The sequence below is a fragment of the Streptomyces sp. CA-251247 genome (assembly GCF_050952975.1).
GTDB lineage: Bacteria > Actinomycetota > Actinomycetes > Streptomycetales > Streptomycetaceae > Streptomyces > Streptomyces achmelvichensis.
The window spans coordinates 2418516-2432360 of sequence record NZ_CP191861.1 but is presented as its reverse complement, the minus strand read 5'-3'; the positions used below and the strand labels follow the sequence as shown (position 1 = coordinate 2432360).

General features: G+C 72.4%; 14 protein-coding genes and 1 other RNA gene. 9 read left to right on the top strand and 6 right to left on the bottom strand.

Features of this window, described 5'->3' with window-relative positions; genetic code table 11:
- Window positions 1–29 precede the first annotated feature (29 nt).
- Both ACQPWZ_RS10720 and ACQPWZ_RS10715 read left to right on the top strand, forming a co-directional pair.
- A complete protein-coding gene (locus ACQPWZ_RS10720) occupies window positions 30–1106 on the top strand; it encodes a Zn-dependent alcohol dehydrogenase (protein WP_340472831.1) in 1077 nt (358 codons plus the stop codon).
- 33 nt (window positions 1107–1139) lie between these two features.
- The gene (locus ACQPWZ_RS10715; protein ID WP_356703590.1) at window positions 1140–2102 is read left to right on the top strand and encodes a 3-oxoacyl-ACP reductase; all 963 of its coding nucleotides are present in this window, start codon (window positions 1140–1142) and stop codon (window positions 2100–2102) included.
- A 108-nt stretch (window positions 2103–2210) separates the two neighbouring features.
- Here the strand turns inward: ACQPWZ_RS10715 and ACQPWZ_RS10710 are convergent, their stop codons facing one another.
- Window positions 2211–2369: a hypothetical protein gene (locus ACQPWZ_RS10710; protein ID WP_356703589.1), complete on the bottom strand. Its 159-nt coding sequence runs from the start codon at window positions 2367–2369 to the stop codon at window positions 2211–2213.
- Between the two features lie 75 nt (window positions 2370–2444).
- Window positions 2445–3590, bottom strand: coding sequence for a hypothetical protein (locus tag ACQPWZ_RS10705; protein ID WP_433571201.1), 1146 nt, complete (start codon window positions 3588–3590; stop codon window positions 2445–2447).
- 220 nt (window positions 3591–3810) lie between these two features.
- Here ACQPWZ_RS10705 and ACQPWZ_RS10700 point away from each other — a divergent pair, with 220 nt between their 5' ends.
- The 5 genes from ACQPWZ_RS10700 (at window position 3811) to ACQPWZ_RS10680 (ending at window position 8605) form a co-directional block, all read left to right on the top strand.
- Window positions 3811–4845, top strand: a complete 1035-nt coding sequence (locus ACQPWZ_RS10700) for an ABC transporter substrate-binding protein (RefSeq protein WP_433571200.1) — start codon at window positions 3811–3813, stop codon at window positions 4843–4845.
- 82 nt (window positions 4846–4927) lie between these two features.
- A complete protein-coding gene (locus tag ACQPWZ_RS10695) occupies window positions 4928–5767 on the top strand; it encodes a Nif3-like dinuclear metal center hexameric protein (RefSeq protein WP_340472826.1) in 840 nt (279 codons plus the stop codon).
- Window positions 5764–6507, top strand: coding sequence for a zinc ribbon domain-containing protein (locus tag ACQPWZ_RS10690; RefSeq protein WP_340477823.1), 744 nt, complete (start codon window positions 5764–5766; stop codon window positions 6505–6507). The genes ACQPWZ_RS10695 and ACQPWZ_RS10690 overlap by 4 nt, the downstream gene beginning before the upstream one ends.
- Entirely contained in the window at window positions 6507–7757 is a 1251-nt protein-coding gene (locus ACQPWZ_RS10685) for a bifunctional RNase H/acid phosphatase (RefSeq protein WP_405569189.1), read from the top strand. Before ACQPWZ_RS10690 ends, ACQPWZ_RS10685 begins: the two co-directional genes overlap by 1 nt.
- Window positions 7754–8605: a GNAT family N-acetyltransferase gene (locus tag ACQPWZ_RS10680; RefSeq protein ID WP_433571199.1), complete on the top strand. Its 852-nt coding sequence runs from the start codon at window positions 7754–7756 to the stop codon at window positions 8603–8605. The genes ACQPWZ_RS10685 and ACQPWZ_RS10680 overlap by 4 nt, the downstream gene beginning before the upstream one ends.
- A gap of 250 nt (window positions 8606–8855) precedes the next feature.
- On the opposite strand, the gene eda is transcribed toward ACQPWZ_RS10680, so the two are convergent.
- A complete protein-coding gene (eda, locus tag ACQPWZ_RS10675; protein ID WP_433571198.1) occupies window positions 8856–9473 on the bottom strand; it encodes a bifunctional 4-hydroxy-2-oxoglutarate aldolase/2-dehydro-3-deoxy-phosphogluconate aldolase in 618 nt (205 codons plus the stop codon).
- A gap of 84 nt (window positions 9474–9557) precedes the next feature.
- Window positions 9558–10358: a peroxide stress protein YaaA gene (gene yaaA / locus ACQPWZ_RS10670; protein WP_433571197.1), complete on the bottom strand. Its 801-nt coding sequence runs from the start codon at window positions 10356–10358 to the stop codon at window positions 9558–9560.
- 101 nt (window positions 10359–10459) lie between these two features.
- On the opposite strand from yaaA, the gene ACQPWZ_RS10665 reads away from it, so the two are divergent.
- The gene (locus tag ACQPWZ_RS10665) at window positions 10460–11902 is read left to right on the top strand and encodes an RNB domain-containing ribonuclease (protein ID WP_405569179.1); all 1443 of its coding nucleotides are present in this window, start codon (window positions 10460–10462) and stop codon (window positions 11900–11902) included.
- Here the strand turns inward: ACQPWZ_RS10665 and ACQPWZ_RS10660 are convergent.
- A complete protein-coding gene (locus ACQPWZ_RS10660) occupies window positions 11847–12482 on the bottom strand; it encodes a hypothetical protein (protein WP_433571196.1) in 636 nt (211 codons plus the stop codon). The genes ACQPWZ_RS10665 and ACQPWZ_RS10660 overlap by 56 nt on opposite strands.
- Complete coding sequence (locus ACQPWZ_RS10655) at window positions 12479–13261, bottom strand: MerR family transcriptional regulator (RefSeq protein ID WP_356703579.1); 783 nt, start codon at window positions 13259–13261, stop codon at window positions 12479–12481. The genes ACQPWZ_RS10660 and ACQPWZ_RS10655 overlap by 4 nt, the downstream gene beginning before the upstream one ends.
- 162 nt (window positions 13262–13423) lie before the next feature.
- Between ACQPWZ_RS10655 and rnpB the strand changes: the two genes are divergently transcribed.
- Window positions 13424–13834: RNase P RNA component class A (gene rnpB / locus ACQPWZ_RS10650), an RNA gene on the top strand.
- The last annotated feature ends 11 nt before the right edge of the window (window positions 13835–13845 follow it).

Sequence of the window (13845 nt, the reverse complement as noted above, 5' to 3'; positions counted from 1 at the left end):
GACACGACACGAACCGAGGGAGCCGCACCGTGCGCGCAGCCGTACTGCACGAGACAGGGCAGGACAAGCTCGAAGTACTCGACGACGTCGAGGCGGTGGGCTTCGGCCCCGGCAAGGTCAGGATCCGCATCCGGGCCACCGGGCTCTGCCACTCCGACATCTCCGCCATGAACGGGGTCCTGCCGCAGCCCGCGCCGTTCGTCCCCGGCCACGAGGGCGCCGGCGAGATCATCGACGTCGGCGACGGAGTGGGCGGACTGAAGCAGGGCGACCGCGTGCTGCTGTGCTGGCTGCCCGCCTGCGGAGTCTGCCCCTCCTGCAAGCGCGGGCAGACCGAACTGTGCCTCGCGGGCTTCCTGAACGCCGGCACCCCCAACTTCCGGCGTCCCGGCGGCGATGTCTTCGGCTTCGCCGGGACCGGCACCTTCGCCGAGGAGGTCGTCGTCGACGCGGCCTGCGCGGTGCCGATACCCGACGACGTGCCGTTCGACATCGCCGCGCTGATCGGCTGCGGAGTGACCACGGGACTCGGCGCGGCGATCAACACCGCCGATGTGGAGGCCGGTTCGTCGGTCGCCGTCATCGGCTGCGGCGGCGTCGGCATCTCCGCCATCCAGGGCGCGCGGCTCAAGGGAGCGGCGCAGATCGTCGCCGTCGACCCGGTCGCGACCCGGCGCGAGGCGGCCCTCAGGTTCGGCGCCACGGAAGCGGTCTCGCCCGACGAACTCGGCGACGCCAAGCAGCGGATCACCGCGGGCGAGGGCTTCGACTATGTCTTCGAGGTCGTCGGCAAGTCGGCCACCGCACGCACGGCCTACGAGACGACCCGGCGCGGCGGCACTCTCTGCATCGTCGGCGCGGGCGCCATGGACGACTTCCTCCAGCTCAACATGTTCGAGCTGTTCTTCGACGAGAAGCGCATCCTGCCGTCCATGTACGGCGGCGGGGACGTGCTCACCTCCTACGAGCGCGCGATCGCGCTGTGGCGGGCGGGCCGTATCGACCTCGAAGGGCTGATCACGCACCGGGTGCCGCTCGCGGAGATCAACGACGCACTGGCCCAGATGCGTACCGGTGAGGCGCTGCGCACCTGCATCGAGATCTGACACCGCCCCTACCCCCTACGGGAAAGGAACCCGATGTCTCTGCCACTCGACGGACTGTCCGCGATCGTCACCGGGGCGGCCCGCGGGCTCGGCCGCGCGGAGGCGCTCGAACTGGCCCGCCTCGGCGCGGGCGTCGTCGTCAACGACTACGGACGCCCGGGCCGGGACGGCTCCGGGGACGCCTCGGCGACCCCCGCGGAGGAGGTCGCCGAGGAGATCCGCGCGGCGGGCGGTTCGGCCGTCGCGCACCACGGCGACATCGCCGACTTCGACCGGGCCCGCGATCTGGTCGACCTGGCCGTCGCCACCTACGGAAAGCTGGACATCCTGGTCAACAACGCGGGCATCCTGCGGGACCGGATGATCTTCTCGATGTCCGAGGCCGAATGGGACTCGGTGATCCGCGTCCATCTCAAGGGCCACTTCAACATGACCCACTTCGCCTCGGTCCACTGGCGCACACGCTCCAAGTCCGCCGGGGCGCCCGTCTACGGACGGATCGTCAACACCTCCTCGGAGGCGTTCCTCGCGGGCTCTGCGGGTCAGCCGAACTATGCGGCGGCCAAGGGGGGCATCGTCGGCCTGACGACGTCGTCCGCGCTGGCGCTCGCCAAGTACGGGGTCACGGCGAACGCGATCTGCCCGCGGGCCAGGACGCGGATGACGCAGGACGTCTTCGCGGGCTTCGAGGAGCCTCGGAACGGCGGGCTGGACCCACTGGCGCCGGAGCATGTGGCGCCGCTCGTCGGCTATCTCGCGTCCCCGGCGGCCGCCGGGGTCAGCGGTCAGCTGCTCGTCGTGCACGGCGGGATGGTGGCGGTCGTGGAACGCCCCAAGGTCTCGGCGCAGTTCGACACCGCGAAGGAGAGCTTCAGCTTCGACGAACTGGACGCGTTGCTCACGCCGTTCTACGCGGACCGCAGCGCGCACGAGACGTTCGCGGCGTCGGAGGTGCTGGGCCTCAAGCACGGACGGGCCGGCCAGAACCTGTCCTGAGGTGTTCGGGCCGGGCAACGGGCAACCGGCCGGGTGCCGTGCTCGTACGCCGACGGGGAACGCGACCCCGCCGGCGTACGGGGCACGAGGGGCGCAGGCCCCGGAGGTTCAGTGCGTACGGCCGTCCGGCTCGGGGCGGCGGTGCTTGCCGTGCGCGGGCGACGCGTAGTCCTCCGTGCGCGCCGCACCCCCTCGGTGCTTACCGGCACCCCCTGCCTCCGCCTCCTGCGGACGCGAATCGGTGGTGTCGGTTCGGGCTTCAGACATGTGGGAAATTCCCCCGTTGAGATCGCTGACATACGTGTCCGGCCGGTGCGGTGTCACCCGCACCGGCCGCAGAGTTTATCCAGGGCCCAGGCGGCCGGTGAGAGGCGCCTGCTGCAAAGGAACCGGCTTGCACACAACGGGAGTCCCGGAGCCGCCGGACGGTTCCCCACCTGCGTGTTCCGCTTGTGCCGGTTCGGTGACCACCTCGTGCGCGAAGACCTCCGAAGCGTCGATCCGCGCCAGCGCGCAGGCCACCGTCCCGGTCGCGTACGGGAGTTGCAGCACCCCCTCCCGGCTCCACATCCCCGAGCCCGCCAGCCACCCCTCCGGCGCGGCCAGTTGATGCAGTCGCCGGCCCGCGGGACGCCAGATGCCGAGCCAGCTCCCCGCCGCGCCGTCGACGCGCAGCCCCACCGCACAGCTCTCCGGCATCAGCACCTGTCCGGGCTGCACGGCGAACGGCGTCACCGCGCAGTCGGCGAGGCGCAGACACTCCGGGAAGCGCACCGGGCGCAGGCTGCCGAGGACACCCCATCCCAGCCGGTCGTGCCCCGCCGCGTCGGACCGGATCAGCAGCAGCCCGCTGTCCGGGTCCGCCAGCAGCAGCCGGTCGTTGCTGTCCTCCGTGATCTGGAGCAGCGGTGTCACCTCACCGCCGCGCTCGAGGTCCACCGCGACCGCCTTCACCGGCGCTCCGGACTGCTGCCGGTTCAGGGCGAGCATCCGTCCCGTACGGTCCAGCCACACACCACCGGTGCAGTGGCCCCGCACCTCGGCGACATGCTCCGGGCCGAAGGCGCCGCCCGCCACCAGCCAGATCGCGGTCGAGTACTCACCGGGCGCCAGCGCGTAGGCGCAACGGCCGTCCGGCGACGGCGGAAGCATGGTCAGCTCGTCCGCCTCGACGCCGCCGAGCGGCAGTTCGCCCGTCCCCGGGCCGGTCGGGTACAGCAGCGAGAAGGCGTGCCGGTCCTCCACCCGCCGCCGGATGAGCACCCGCCCGTCGCTCAGCGGGTGCACGTCCGTGTCGCGTTCCTCGGGCTGGTCCAGGGGCAGTGGTACGGCGTAGGGCTCGGGACCGTCGAGCGTCCAGCGCTCGGGGTACAGGGCCTCTCCCTCGCCGGCCAGCCGGGCCGCGTAGGAACCGTCCATCGCGATCGTGATTCCCGTACTTCCCACCGCACCGTCCTCCGGAGCGGTCTCGATGGCACAGGCTGTCATCGGCACTTCACCTCCGGTGACGAAGCTAGGTTTCGTACGTCCTGCCGAACAACACGAGACCTGTGTCTTCACACATAAGGGTGTTGATGCAACGGTTCTCCTGAGGTGGGCGAGGTGAGTGTGCTCGGCAGGTACCTCCGCGGCGGGGGAGCCGACGGCAGCCGCGGAAACGGCCGTGCCTAAAGTCAGGCACCCCTAAGTACCGGATCTGGAGCACCTCATGTCCCTACGCCGCCGCGGCACAGCCGCAGCCGTCGCCTGCGCCGCCGCGCTCACCCTCGCCGCCTGCGGAAGCGGTGACACCGCGGCGAGCCCGGCCGGCAAGGCCGACGCCGCAGGCAAGAAGGCCGTCGCCCAGGGCGGCAAGGGCTTCGGCGACGCCGCGACGAAGACGGCAGCGATGGGGACGGACGCCGAGCCGGGCCGGTTCCCGCGCACCATCACCCATGCCCTCGGAAAGACCGAGCTCAAGGCCGCTCCGAAGCGCGTTGTGGTCCTCGACGTCGGCGAGCTCGACAACGTTGCCTCGCTGGGCATCAAGCCGGTCGGCTACGCCCCCACCGAGGGCGACGAGGGCATACCGGCCTACCTCGCGAAGTCGGCCGGCAGCCCCGCGAACGTGGGCACGATCAACAGCCTCAACCTGGAGGCGATCGCGGGCCTCAAGCCCGATCTGATCCTCGGCAGTCAGCTGCGCGCCGCCGACAAGTACAAGGAGCTCTCGCAGATCGCTCCGACCGTCTTCTCCATCCGCCCGGGCTTCACCTGGAAGGAGAACTACCTCCTCAACGCCTCGGCGCTGGACAGGACGGCCGCCGCGAAGGAGAAGCTCGCCGCGTACGAGAAGAAGGCCGATCAGCTCGGCGCCGACATCGGCGCGACCAGGCCGTCCGTCTCGATGGTCCGCTACATGCCCGGCAAGATCCGGCTGTACGCCCAGGCGTCCTTCATCGGCACGATCCTGAAGGACACCGGTCTGCCGCGGCCCAAGAACCAGCAGATCGAGGATCTCGCCGTCGAGATCAGCCCCGAGAAGATCGACGACGCCGACGCCGACTGGATCTTCACCGGCGTCTACGGCGACCCGAAGACGACCAAGCGGGACACCGCACGCTCGAACCCGCTGTGGAAGAACCTCGAAGCGGTCAAGGCCGGCCGGGCGAAGGACGTACCGGACGAGACGTGGTATCTCGGTCTCGGTGTGACCGCCGCCGACCGTGTGCTGGACGATCTGCGCGGCTTCCTCGTCCCGTAGGTCCCGTCCCGGACGGGGCCCGGGAGCGTCGTGGGCCGGATGCCCAGGCCGGCGGGGCGCCGAGCGCGGGTAACCTGTTTCCGTGCCCCGTCTGTCTGAAGTCATCGCCGCGCTCGACGTCCTCTGGCCTCCCGAGCGCGCGGAGGAGTGGGACGCGGTCGGGACGGTCTGCGGCGACCCCGGTGCGGAGGTCGTACGCGTGCTCTTCGCCGTCGACCCCGTCCAGGCGGTCGCCGACGAGGCGATCGAGCTCGGCGCCCAGCTGATCGTCACCCATCACCCGCTCTATCTGCGCGGGACCACGACGGTGGCGGCCGGCCATTTCAAGGGCCGGGTCGTGCACACGCTGATCAAGAACGACATCGCGCTGCACGTCGCGCACACCAACGCGGACACCGCCGACCCCGGTGTCTCCGACGCCCTCGCGGGCGCGCTCGACCTCCGCGTCGTCGGGCCCCTGGTGCCGGACCCGACGGATGCCTCGGGCCGCCGCGGCCTCGGCCGCATCTGCGAACTCGACCAGCCCGAGACGCTCGGCGCGTTCGCCGAACGGGCGGCCAAGAGGCTGCCCGGCACCGCCCAGGGCATCCGCGTCGCGGGCGACCCGGGCGCGCGTGTGCGTACGGTCGCGGTGAGCGGCGGTTCCGGCGACAGCCTCTTCGACGCCGTCCGCGCCGCGGGCGTGGACGTCTTCCTCACCTCCGACCTCCGTCACCACCCGGTGTCCGAGGCCACCCAGCAGTCCCCTCTCGGACTGGTGGACGCCGCGCACTGGGCCACCGAGTGGCCCTGGTGCGAGCAGGCGGCCGCCCAGCTCGACGAGATCTCCGACCGGCACGGCTGGGACCTGCGGGTCCACGTGTCGCGCACGGTCACCGATCCCTGGACCTCCCAACACTCTTCTCCTGGAGCCCCCAACTGAACGCCGCGCCCGCCGACCAGATCCGACTCCTCGACGTCCAGGCCCTCGACGCCCGTCTGTCGCGGCTCGCGCACCGGCGCAAGTCGCTCCCCGAGCACGCCGAGATCGAGTCGCTCGCCAAGGACCTCACGCAACTGCGCGACCTGCTGGTCGCCGCACAGACCGAGGAGAGCGACACCGCCCGCGAGCAGACCAAGGCGGAGCAGGACGTCGACCAGGTCCGCCAGCGTGCCGTCCGTGACCAGCAGCGCCTGGACTCGGGCGCGGTCACCTCGCCCAAGGACCTGGAGAACCTCCAGCGCGAGATCGTCTCCCTCGCCAAGCGCCAGGGCGACCTGGAGGACGTCGTCCTCGAGGTCATGGAGCGCCGGGAGTCCGCGCAGGAACGTGTCGCCGAACTGACCGAACGGGTCTCCTCCGTCCAGGCCAAGGCCGACGACGCGACCGCCCGCCGGGACACGGCCGAGCAGGAACTCGACGCCGAGACCGCGACGCTGACCAAGGAGCGCGAGCTCCTGTCGGCCACCGTGCCCGCCGACCTGCTGAAGCTGTACGAGAAGCTCCGCGTCCAGCAGGGCGGGGTGGGCGCCGCCCGCCTCTTCCAGCGCCGCTGCGAGGGCTGCCAGCTCGAACTGAACATCACCGAGGTCAACGAGGTGCGCGCCGCGTCCCCCGACACGGTGCTGCGCTGCGAGAACTGCCGCCGCATCCTGGTCCGTACCTCCGAGTCGGGTCTCTGATGCCGCGGTTCGTCGTCGAGGCGGACGGCGGCTCCCGGGGCAACCCCGGTCCGGCGGGCTACGGCGCCGTCGTCATCGACGCCGCCAGCGGTGAGACGCTCGCCGAGGCGGCCGAGTACATCGGCGTCGCGACGAACAACGTCGCCGAGTACAAGGGCCTGATCGCCGGACTGAAGGCCGCGTACGCGCTCGCGCCCGACGCGGACGTCCACGTCCGGATGGACTCCAAGCTGGTCGTCGAGCAGATGTCCGGGCGCTGGAAGATCAAGCACCCCGACATGAAGCCGCTGGCCGCCCAGGCGGCCAGGGTCTTCCCCGCGGCCCAGGTGACCTACGAGTGGATCCCGCGCGAGAAGAACAAGCACGCGGACCGGCTCGCCAACGAGGCGATGGACGCGGGCAAGCAGGGCAGGCAGTGGGAGCCGTCCCGCTCCACCGCCGAGTTCACCACCCGGGACGACACGGCGGCCCGGGTCGTCGGTGACGCGACGGCGGGTGCGGCGAAGGCGCGTGCCGCACTCTCCGGCGGCGGCCGGGGCGATGCCGGGCTCCTCCCGGGCACCGAGAACGCCGGCGAGTCCGGTCCCACGGCCGAGAAGCCCGCCTCGCAGGGCTGGGGCGCCGACCTCGGCACCCCCACCACCTTCGTCCTGCTGCGCCACGGCGAGACCGCCCTCACGCCGGAGAAGCGCTTCTCCGGCAGCGGCGACCACGAACTCTCGCCCGCCGGCCTGCGCCAGGCCGAAGCGGCCGCCGCGTCCCTCGCCGCCCGCGGCACGATCCAGGAGATCGTCAGCTCCCCGCTGAAGCGTTGCCGGCAGACCGCGGAAGCGGTCGCGGCCCGGCTCGGCCTCGACGTCCGTATCGAGGACGGCCTGCGCGAGACGGACTTCGGCGCCTGGGAGGGCCTCACCTTCGGCGAGGTCCAGGAGCGCTACGGCGACGACCTCACGGCCTGGCTCGCCTCGGCGAAGGTGGCCCCGACCGGCGGCGGCGAGAGTTTCGCGACGGTCGCACGCCGCGTCGCCGCGACCCGCGACACGATGCTGACGCAGTCGGGGGGCCGCACGGTCCTGGTGGTCACCCATGTCACGCCGATCAAGACGCTGGTCCGGCTGGCGCTGGGCGCACCGCCGGAGTCCGTGTTCCGGATGGAGCTGTCGGCGGCGTCCCTGTCGGCGGTCGCCTATTACGCGGACGGCAACGCGTCCCTTCGGCTGCTCAACGACACCTCCCACCTGCGCGCGTGACCTGGCAACTCACCGGCGACGTCGAGGAGTTCCAGCGGGTCGCGGGCCCGTACCTGGCGGCCGACCCCGTCGGTACCACCGCGCTGATCACCGTCAGCGAGACGCTCCGGCGGCACGGCCCGTCGGTGTACGGCGCCGGCGGCCCGCCGCCCCGCTTCGGCTGGTGGCGGGAGAATCCCTCGGCCTCGGTCGAGGCCGCCTTCGTCCAGACCCCGCCGCACACACCGATGTTCGGGAGCATCGACCCGGGGCACGCCCGTTCGCTGGCCCGGGTGCTGCGGGTGGCGGGCGACGATGTGCCGGTCAGCGGGGTGAAGGGCGCGGACGGTGGTGCGCAGGCGTTCGCCGACGCGTGGGCCGGACCCGGCTCCTGGTCGGTCGTCGCGAGGCTGCGGCTGTTCCGGCTGGGGGAGCTGACCCCGCCCGAGCCGCCCGGCCGTGCCCGGCAGGCCTGCGCCGGCGATGTGCCGCTGGTCGCCGGCTGGATGCGCGGTTTCGCCGCCGACATCGGCGGTGACGCGGACGCCGACCAGACGGCCGACGCCGCCCGGCGGATCGCCGACGGCTGTCTGTGGCTGTGGGAGGTGGAGGGGCGTCCCGTCTCCATGGCGTCCCGTTCCCCGGTGCTGGTCGGCCAGTCGCGCGTCTCGCCCGTCTACACGCCGGACGGTTTCCGCGGCCGGGGTTACGCCGGAGCCGTGACCGCGGCGGTCAGCCGGGCGGCCGTCGCTGACGGGGCCGAACTGGTCCTGCTCTTCGCCGATACGGACAACCCGACGAGCAGCGCCCTCTATCAGCGCCTCGGCTACCGGGCCGTCCAGGACCACGTGGACCTGGCGTTCGGCTAAGGGCTGTCCCGTAATCCTCGGTGGAACAGCGCGCGGCGTCAGATGCGGTGCATCGCAAGGCGAAGGGTCGTCCTCATACTGGGCGTATTCGGGCGATCCGACAACGCAGCGAGGGGCCGTAGCTGTCGTCGTGCGCCCGCCGGGGATTACGGGACAGCCCTTAGGTCGTGTCCGCACGGTCTCGTCCGGTGCGCGGCGCGACCCCCGCCCTGCGGGCGGACGACGACACTGTGCGGCCACTTCCGGGCCGTCAGCCGCGCAGCGCGGCCGCCCCGGCGGCCAGCTCCTCGATGCGGCCCCAGTCCTTCGCGGCGAGCGCGTCCGCCGGGAGCATCCATGTGCCGCCCACACAGCCGACGTTCGGCAGCGCCAGATACGAGGGCGCCGAGGCGAGCGAGATGCCGCCGGTCGGGCAGAAGCGGGCCTGCGGAAGCGGCCCGGCGAGGGACCGCAGATACGCCGTCCCGCCCGCGGCCTCGGCCGGGAAGAACTTCATCTCGTCGACCCCGCGCTCCAGCAGCGCCACCACTTCCGAGGTGGTGGAGACGCCCGGCAGGAACGGCACACCGGACCGCTGCATCGCGTCCAGCAGCGTCTGCGTCCAGCCCGGGCTCACCAGGAACCGGGCCCCGGCCGCCACTGCCGCGTCCACGCCATCCGCGGAGATCACCGTCCCCGCGCCGACGACCGCGTCCGGCACTTCGTCGGAGATCGCGCGGATGGCGTCCAGTGCGGCGGGCGTCCGCAGCGTCACCTCGATCGTGGGCAGTCCGCCCGCCACGAGTGCCCGCGCGAGCGGTACGGCATCGGCGGCGTCCTCGATGACGACGACGGGAACGACGGGCGCGAGGTCCAGCAGGGAGGTCATGCCGCCATCCTGCCCCGATGCTCACATCCTGCGCAACGAGCGTTGCGCAGGATGCAATGCGGAGGCGGGCGGCTCGACGCCGGCTCAGTGGATCTGCGTGACCACCACGTCCAGCGACCACGGCCGGCCCGCCCGCGCGGGAGGCTCCGCCTCCACCACGTACCCCAGGTCCCGCAGCGCCTCCACCAGCTCGCCCGGACCCTTCGGCCTGGCCCCCGTCACCAGCAGATCCCGTACCAGCCGGCCCTTCGTGGCCTTGTTGAAGTGGCTGACCACCGACCGCTTCTCGACCCCGTCGACCAGCTGTGAGTGCAGCACCCGCACCGTCGCCGTACGCGCGGCCACCTCACCCTTCGGCTTCCACGCCGCCGCGTAGGCGGACGACCGCAGATCGAGCACGAGACCGCTGCCCGCCACCTCCGGCAGCACGGAGTCCATGGGCGCGCGCCAGTGCGTCCCGAGCGCGCCGAGACCCGGCAGCTTCACGCCCATCGAGCAGCGGTACGGGGGAATCCGGTCGCCGATCCGCACCGCGCCCCACAGCCCCGAGAACACCAGCAGCGACGCGCGCGCCCGGCGCCGGGCGTCCGGCTCCAGCGTCGCGAGCCCGAGGGCGTCGTACAGCACACCGGTGTAGAGCTCGCCCGCCTGCCGGGCTCCCGCGGTCCTCAGCTGCACGTTCTTCGCGATCTCACCGCGCAGGCCCTCGCTCAGCCCGAGGATCTCCCGCGCCTTGTCCGCGTCGGCCGCGCACAGCTCGACGAGCTCGTCCAGCACCGCGGCGCGGGCATCGGCCAGACCGGGCAGCGACAGCGACTCGGGGTTCAGCGGAGCCCCGCGACCGGAAGCGGCCTTACCTTCCGACGGCGGCAACAGCACGAGCACGGCAAGTCTCCTTCGTACGTACGGGGCGGGGGGTGCGGCCCCCGCGCCAGCCTACGGTCATCCGGGGTGCCGTCCGTCGCCCACCGCCATACGCTCGGTCCATGCCCCGCCGCCCTCTGCACACCACCGGCGCAGCCGAGGCTCCGCTCCGGGCCGCACTGCGCGAGCTGCGCATCACCCTCGGCGTCCCGGGCGAGTTCCCGCCCGAGGTGCTCGCGGAGGCGGAGTCGGCCGCCGCGGCGCCCACGCTGCCGGACACCGACGCGACCGACCTCCCCCTGTTCACCGTCGACCCCCCGGACTCGGCCGACCTGGACCAGGCGATGCATCTCGCCCGCCGGCGCGACGGCTTCCGCGTGCACTACGCCATCGCCGACGTCGCCGCCTTCGTGAAGCCCGGCGGCGCGCTCGACGCCGAGGCCCACCGTCGCGTCCAGACCCTGTACTTCCCCGACGGGAAGGTGCCGCTGCACCCGGCCGTGCTCTCCGAGGGCGCGGCCAGCCTGCTCCCCGGCCGGAGCGTGCCCGCGCTGCTGTGGAGGATCGACCTCGACGCCGAGGGCCGTACCGTCGCCACCGACCTGCGCAGGGCGCTCGTCCGCAGCCGGGCCAAGCTGGACTACGCAGGCGTGCAGCGGCAGATCGACGACGGCACCGCGGAGGAACCGCTCGCGCTGCTGAAGGACATCGGCCTGCTGCGCGAGGAACGCGAACGCGAACGCGGCGGGATCTCCCTCGGCGTCCCCGAGCAGGAGATCACCGAGCGGAACGGCGCCTACTTCCTCCACTACCGCGCCCCGCGGCCGGCCGACGGCTGGAACGCCCAGATCTCCCTGCTCACCGGCATGGCCGCCGCCGACCTCATGACCGCGTCCGGCACCGGCATCCTCCGCACCCTGCCCACCGCACCCGACGGCGCGGTGGCACGGCTGCGCCGCTCCGCGAGGGCCCTGCACATCGACTGGCCCCACCATGTCTCGTACGCCGATGTCGTACGGTCCCTCGACCCGGGCAACGCCAAGCACGCGGCCTTTCTGCACGAGTGCACCACCCTGCTGCGCGGCGCCGGCTACACCGTCTTCACCGGCGGCGAACTGCCCTCGCCCGCGGTCCACGCGGCCGTCGCCGCCGCCTACACACACTGCACCGCACCGCTGCGCAGACTGGTGGACCGCTACGCCGGCGAGCTGTGTCTGGCCATCAGCGCCGGGCAGGGAGTGCCGGAGTGGGTGCTCGCCGCGCTGGACGACCTCCCCCGGGAGATGGCGGACGGCGGGCGACGGGCCAACACCGTGGAGCGGGAGTGCGTCGACATCATCGAGGCGGCCCTGCTGAAGGACCGGATCGGCGAGGTCTTCGAGGGCGTCGTGGTGGACGTGAAGGAGCACGAACCGGCCGTCGGCACCGTTCAGGTGGAGGAACCGGCGGTGGTGGCCAGGGTCGAGGGCGGTGGCCCGCTGCCGCTCGGCGAGCGGCTGCGGGTGCGGCTCACCCAGGCGGAACCGGGCTCGGCGAAGGTGCAGTTCGCTCCGGCGCAGGCCTGAGCGCGGCCACCAGCGCCCTGGGATCGTCGGCGTTGAACCGGACGGTGTGCGCGGTGCCGACCCTGCCGAGCGGCCGGACGAAGGTGACGGGTGCGGCCAGCTGCACGGTCACGGTCGTCTGCCCGCCGACGGCCAGTTCCAGGATGCCGTCGTCGCGCGCCGTGCCCCGACTGCCGTCCGGATAGCGGCGGTCGACGCCGGCCCGGACGATCTGCTCCGCGGGAATCCGCAGGTCGAACAGGGCCCCGTAGCGGACGCGCAGTGATCCGTCCGCCTCCACCACATGCGGCCGGGTGACACAGGCCGCATGGAAACCGATCAGCTGGATCACGCCGTAGACATCGATGAACAGTGTGATGGCGTGCACCAGCGGCCAGGGGATCAGCACCGCCAGGGCCACCGTCTCGACGATCGCCACGAAGACGAATCCGTACAGCATGGCGGTCTGCGGCTCGGTGTACTTGGCGGTGTACGCGGCCGTCCGCACCCCGTCCCGGCGGCGCAGCACCCAGAGCGCCAGGCTGTGCAGGGCGCGCACCTCGTGCACGGTCAGACGGCGGAGAACGGTGGCGGATCTCATCGAAGCTCCTCGGCACGGGCGGAAAGGGTGGCCAGCATCTGCCGTACGACGGCGGCCTGCGCGGGCGAGAAGTCGGCGAGGAACGCCTCGCCGAACGACCCCTTGCTCTCCTCGAGGCCCTCGCCGCTCTCGTTCATCAGCGCGATCAGCTCGTCGGGCATACAGGCGGCGAGCTCCTCGCCGAGCGGCCGGACGCGGGGGTCGTCGCCGTCCGCGTCGGCGAGTTCGTCGAGGCGTTCGTACAACCCCTGCACCCGGGCGGAGAATTCGGCGTCGTCCGCGAGCGGTTGCAGCGCGGTGAACAACCGGTCCCGGTCCTTCGGCTCGACCATCGTGTCCAGCAGCGCCAGATGGGCCCGGTCCTTGGCGGCGGCGGGGGAGTCGCTCGCGGTGAGCGAGCCGAGCAGCCGGGCCAGTTCGGGGGAGACCGGCCCCTCCGCGGGCAGGGTGCCGTCCTTCGCCTGCCGGATCAGCTCGGCGAGGCGGGCGCGCCGTTCGGCGATGGCGCTCTCCTGCTGCGCCAGATCGGCGTCGAGTTCCGCCAGCACTTCGGCGAGTTCGCGGCCGGCGTCGTCGGCGAGCACGTCGCGGACCTCGGCCAGCCCGAGACCGAGCTCGGTGAGCCGGCGGACACGGGCGAGCAGCACGGCGTGCTGGAGCCCGTAGTCGCGGTAGCCGTTGGGCCGGCGTTCGGGCTCGGGCAGCAGTCCGAGATGGTGGTAGTGGCGGACGGTACGGGGGGTGACGCCCGCGAGTGCGGCGATCTCTCCGATCCTCATGCGGCCAGTAGAAACCATGACGTTGCGGCAGGGTCAAGGCTCGCCCGCGCGGCCCCTGCCCGCCGGCTTCGGGGCCGGGGCCCGACGCGCCCCGCGGTCCGGGCCGCCGGCTCCACGGCGTTCCCGTCCGCCGGTGCCGGGTAGCATGGTCGCCACGGCAGACGAGCCGGGCGGACGGCCGCGTGGGGATCCTCGGATCCTCCCGAGGAACGTCCGGGCTCCACAGGGCAAGGTGGTGGCTAACGGCCACCCGGGGTGACCCGCGGGACAGTGCCACAGAAAACAGACCGCCGGGGACCTCGGTCCTCGGTAAGGGTGAAACGGTGGTGTAAGAGACCACCAGTGCCCAGGGTGACCTGGGCAGCTAGGTAAACCCCACCTGGAGCAAGGTCAAGAGGGAGCGCCTGTAGCGATACGAGGTGCTCCTGCGCGGACGTTCGAGGGCTGCCCGCCCGAGTCCGCGGGTAGACCGCATGAGGCAGGCGGCAACGCCGGCCCTAGATGGATGGCCGTCTCCCCGGCCGCCGCGAGGCGACCGGGCGACAGAACCCGGCGTACAGCCCGACTCGTCTGCCGCCTCCGCG

Coding starts and splice junctions, on each gene's coding strand:
- ACQPWZ_RS10685 (WP_405569189.1), top strand. CDS start 6,507: ATGCCGCGGTTCGTCGTCGAGGCGGACGGCGGCTCCCGGGGCAACCCC.
- ACQPWZ_RS10665 (WP_405569179.1), top strand. CDS start 10,460: ATGCCCCGCCGCCCTCTGCACACCACCGGCGCAGCCGAGGCTCCGCTC.
- ACQPWZ_RS10715 (WP_356703590.1), top strand. CDS start 1,140: ATGTCTCTGCCACTCGACGGACTGTCCGCGATCGTCACCGGGGCGGCC.
- ACQPWZ_RS10655 (WP_356703579.1), bottom strand. CDS start 13,261: ATGAGGATCGGAGAGATCGCCGCACTCGCGGGCGTCACCCCCCGTACC.
- ACQPWZ_RS10660 (WP_433571196.1), bottom strand. CDS start 12,482: ATGAGATCCGCCACCGTTCTCCGCCGTCTGACCGTGCACGAGGTGCGC.
- ACQPWZ_RS10705 (WP_433571201.1), bottom strand. CDS start 3,590: ATGACAGCCTGTGCCATCGAGACCGCTCCGGAGGACGGTGCGGTGGGA.
- ACQPWZ_RS10700 (WP_433571200.1), top strand. CDS start 3,811: ATGTCCCTACGCCGCCGCGGCACAGCCGCAGCCGTCGCCTGCGCCGCC.
- eda (WP_433571198.1), bottom strand. CDS start 9,473: ATGACCTCCCTGCTGGACCTCGCGCCCGTCGTTCCCGTCGTCGTCATC.
- ACQPWZ_RS10710 (WP_356703589.1), bottom strand. CDS start 2,369: ATGTCTGAAGCCCGAACCGACACCACCGATTCGCGTCCGCAGGAGGCG.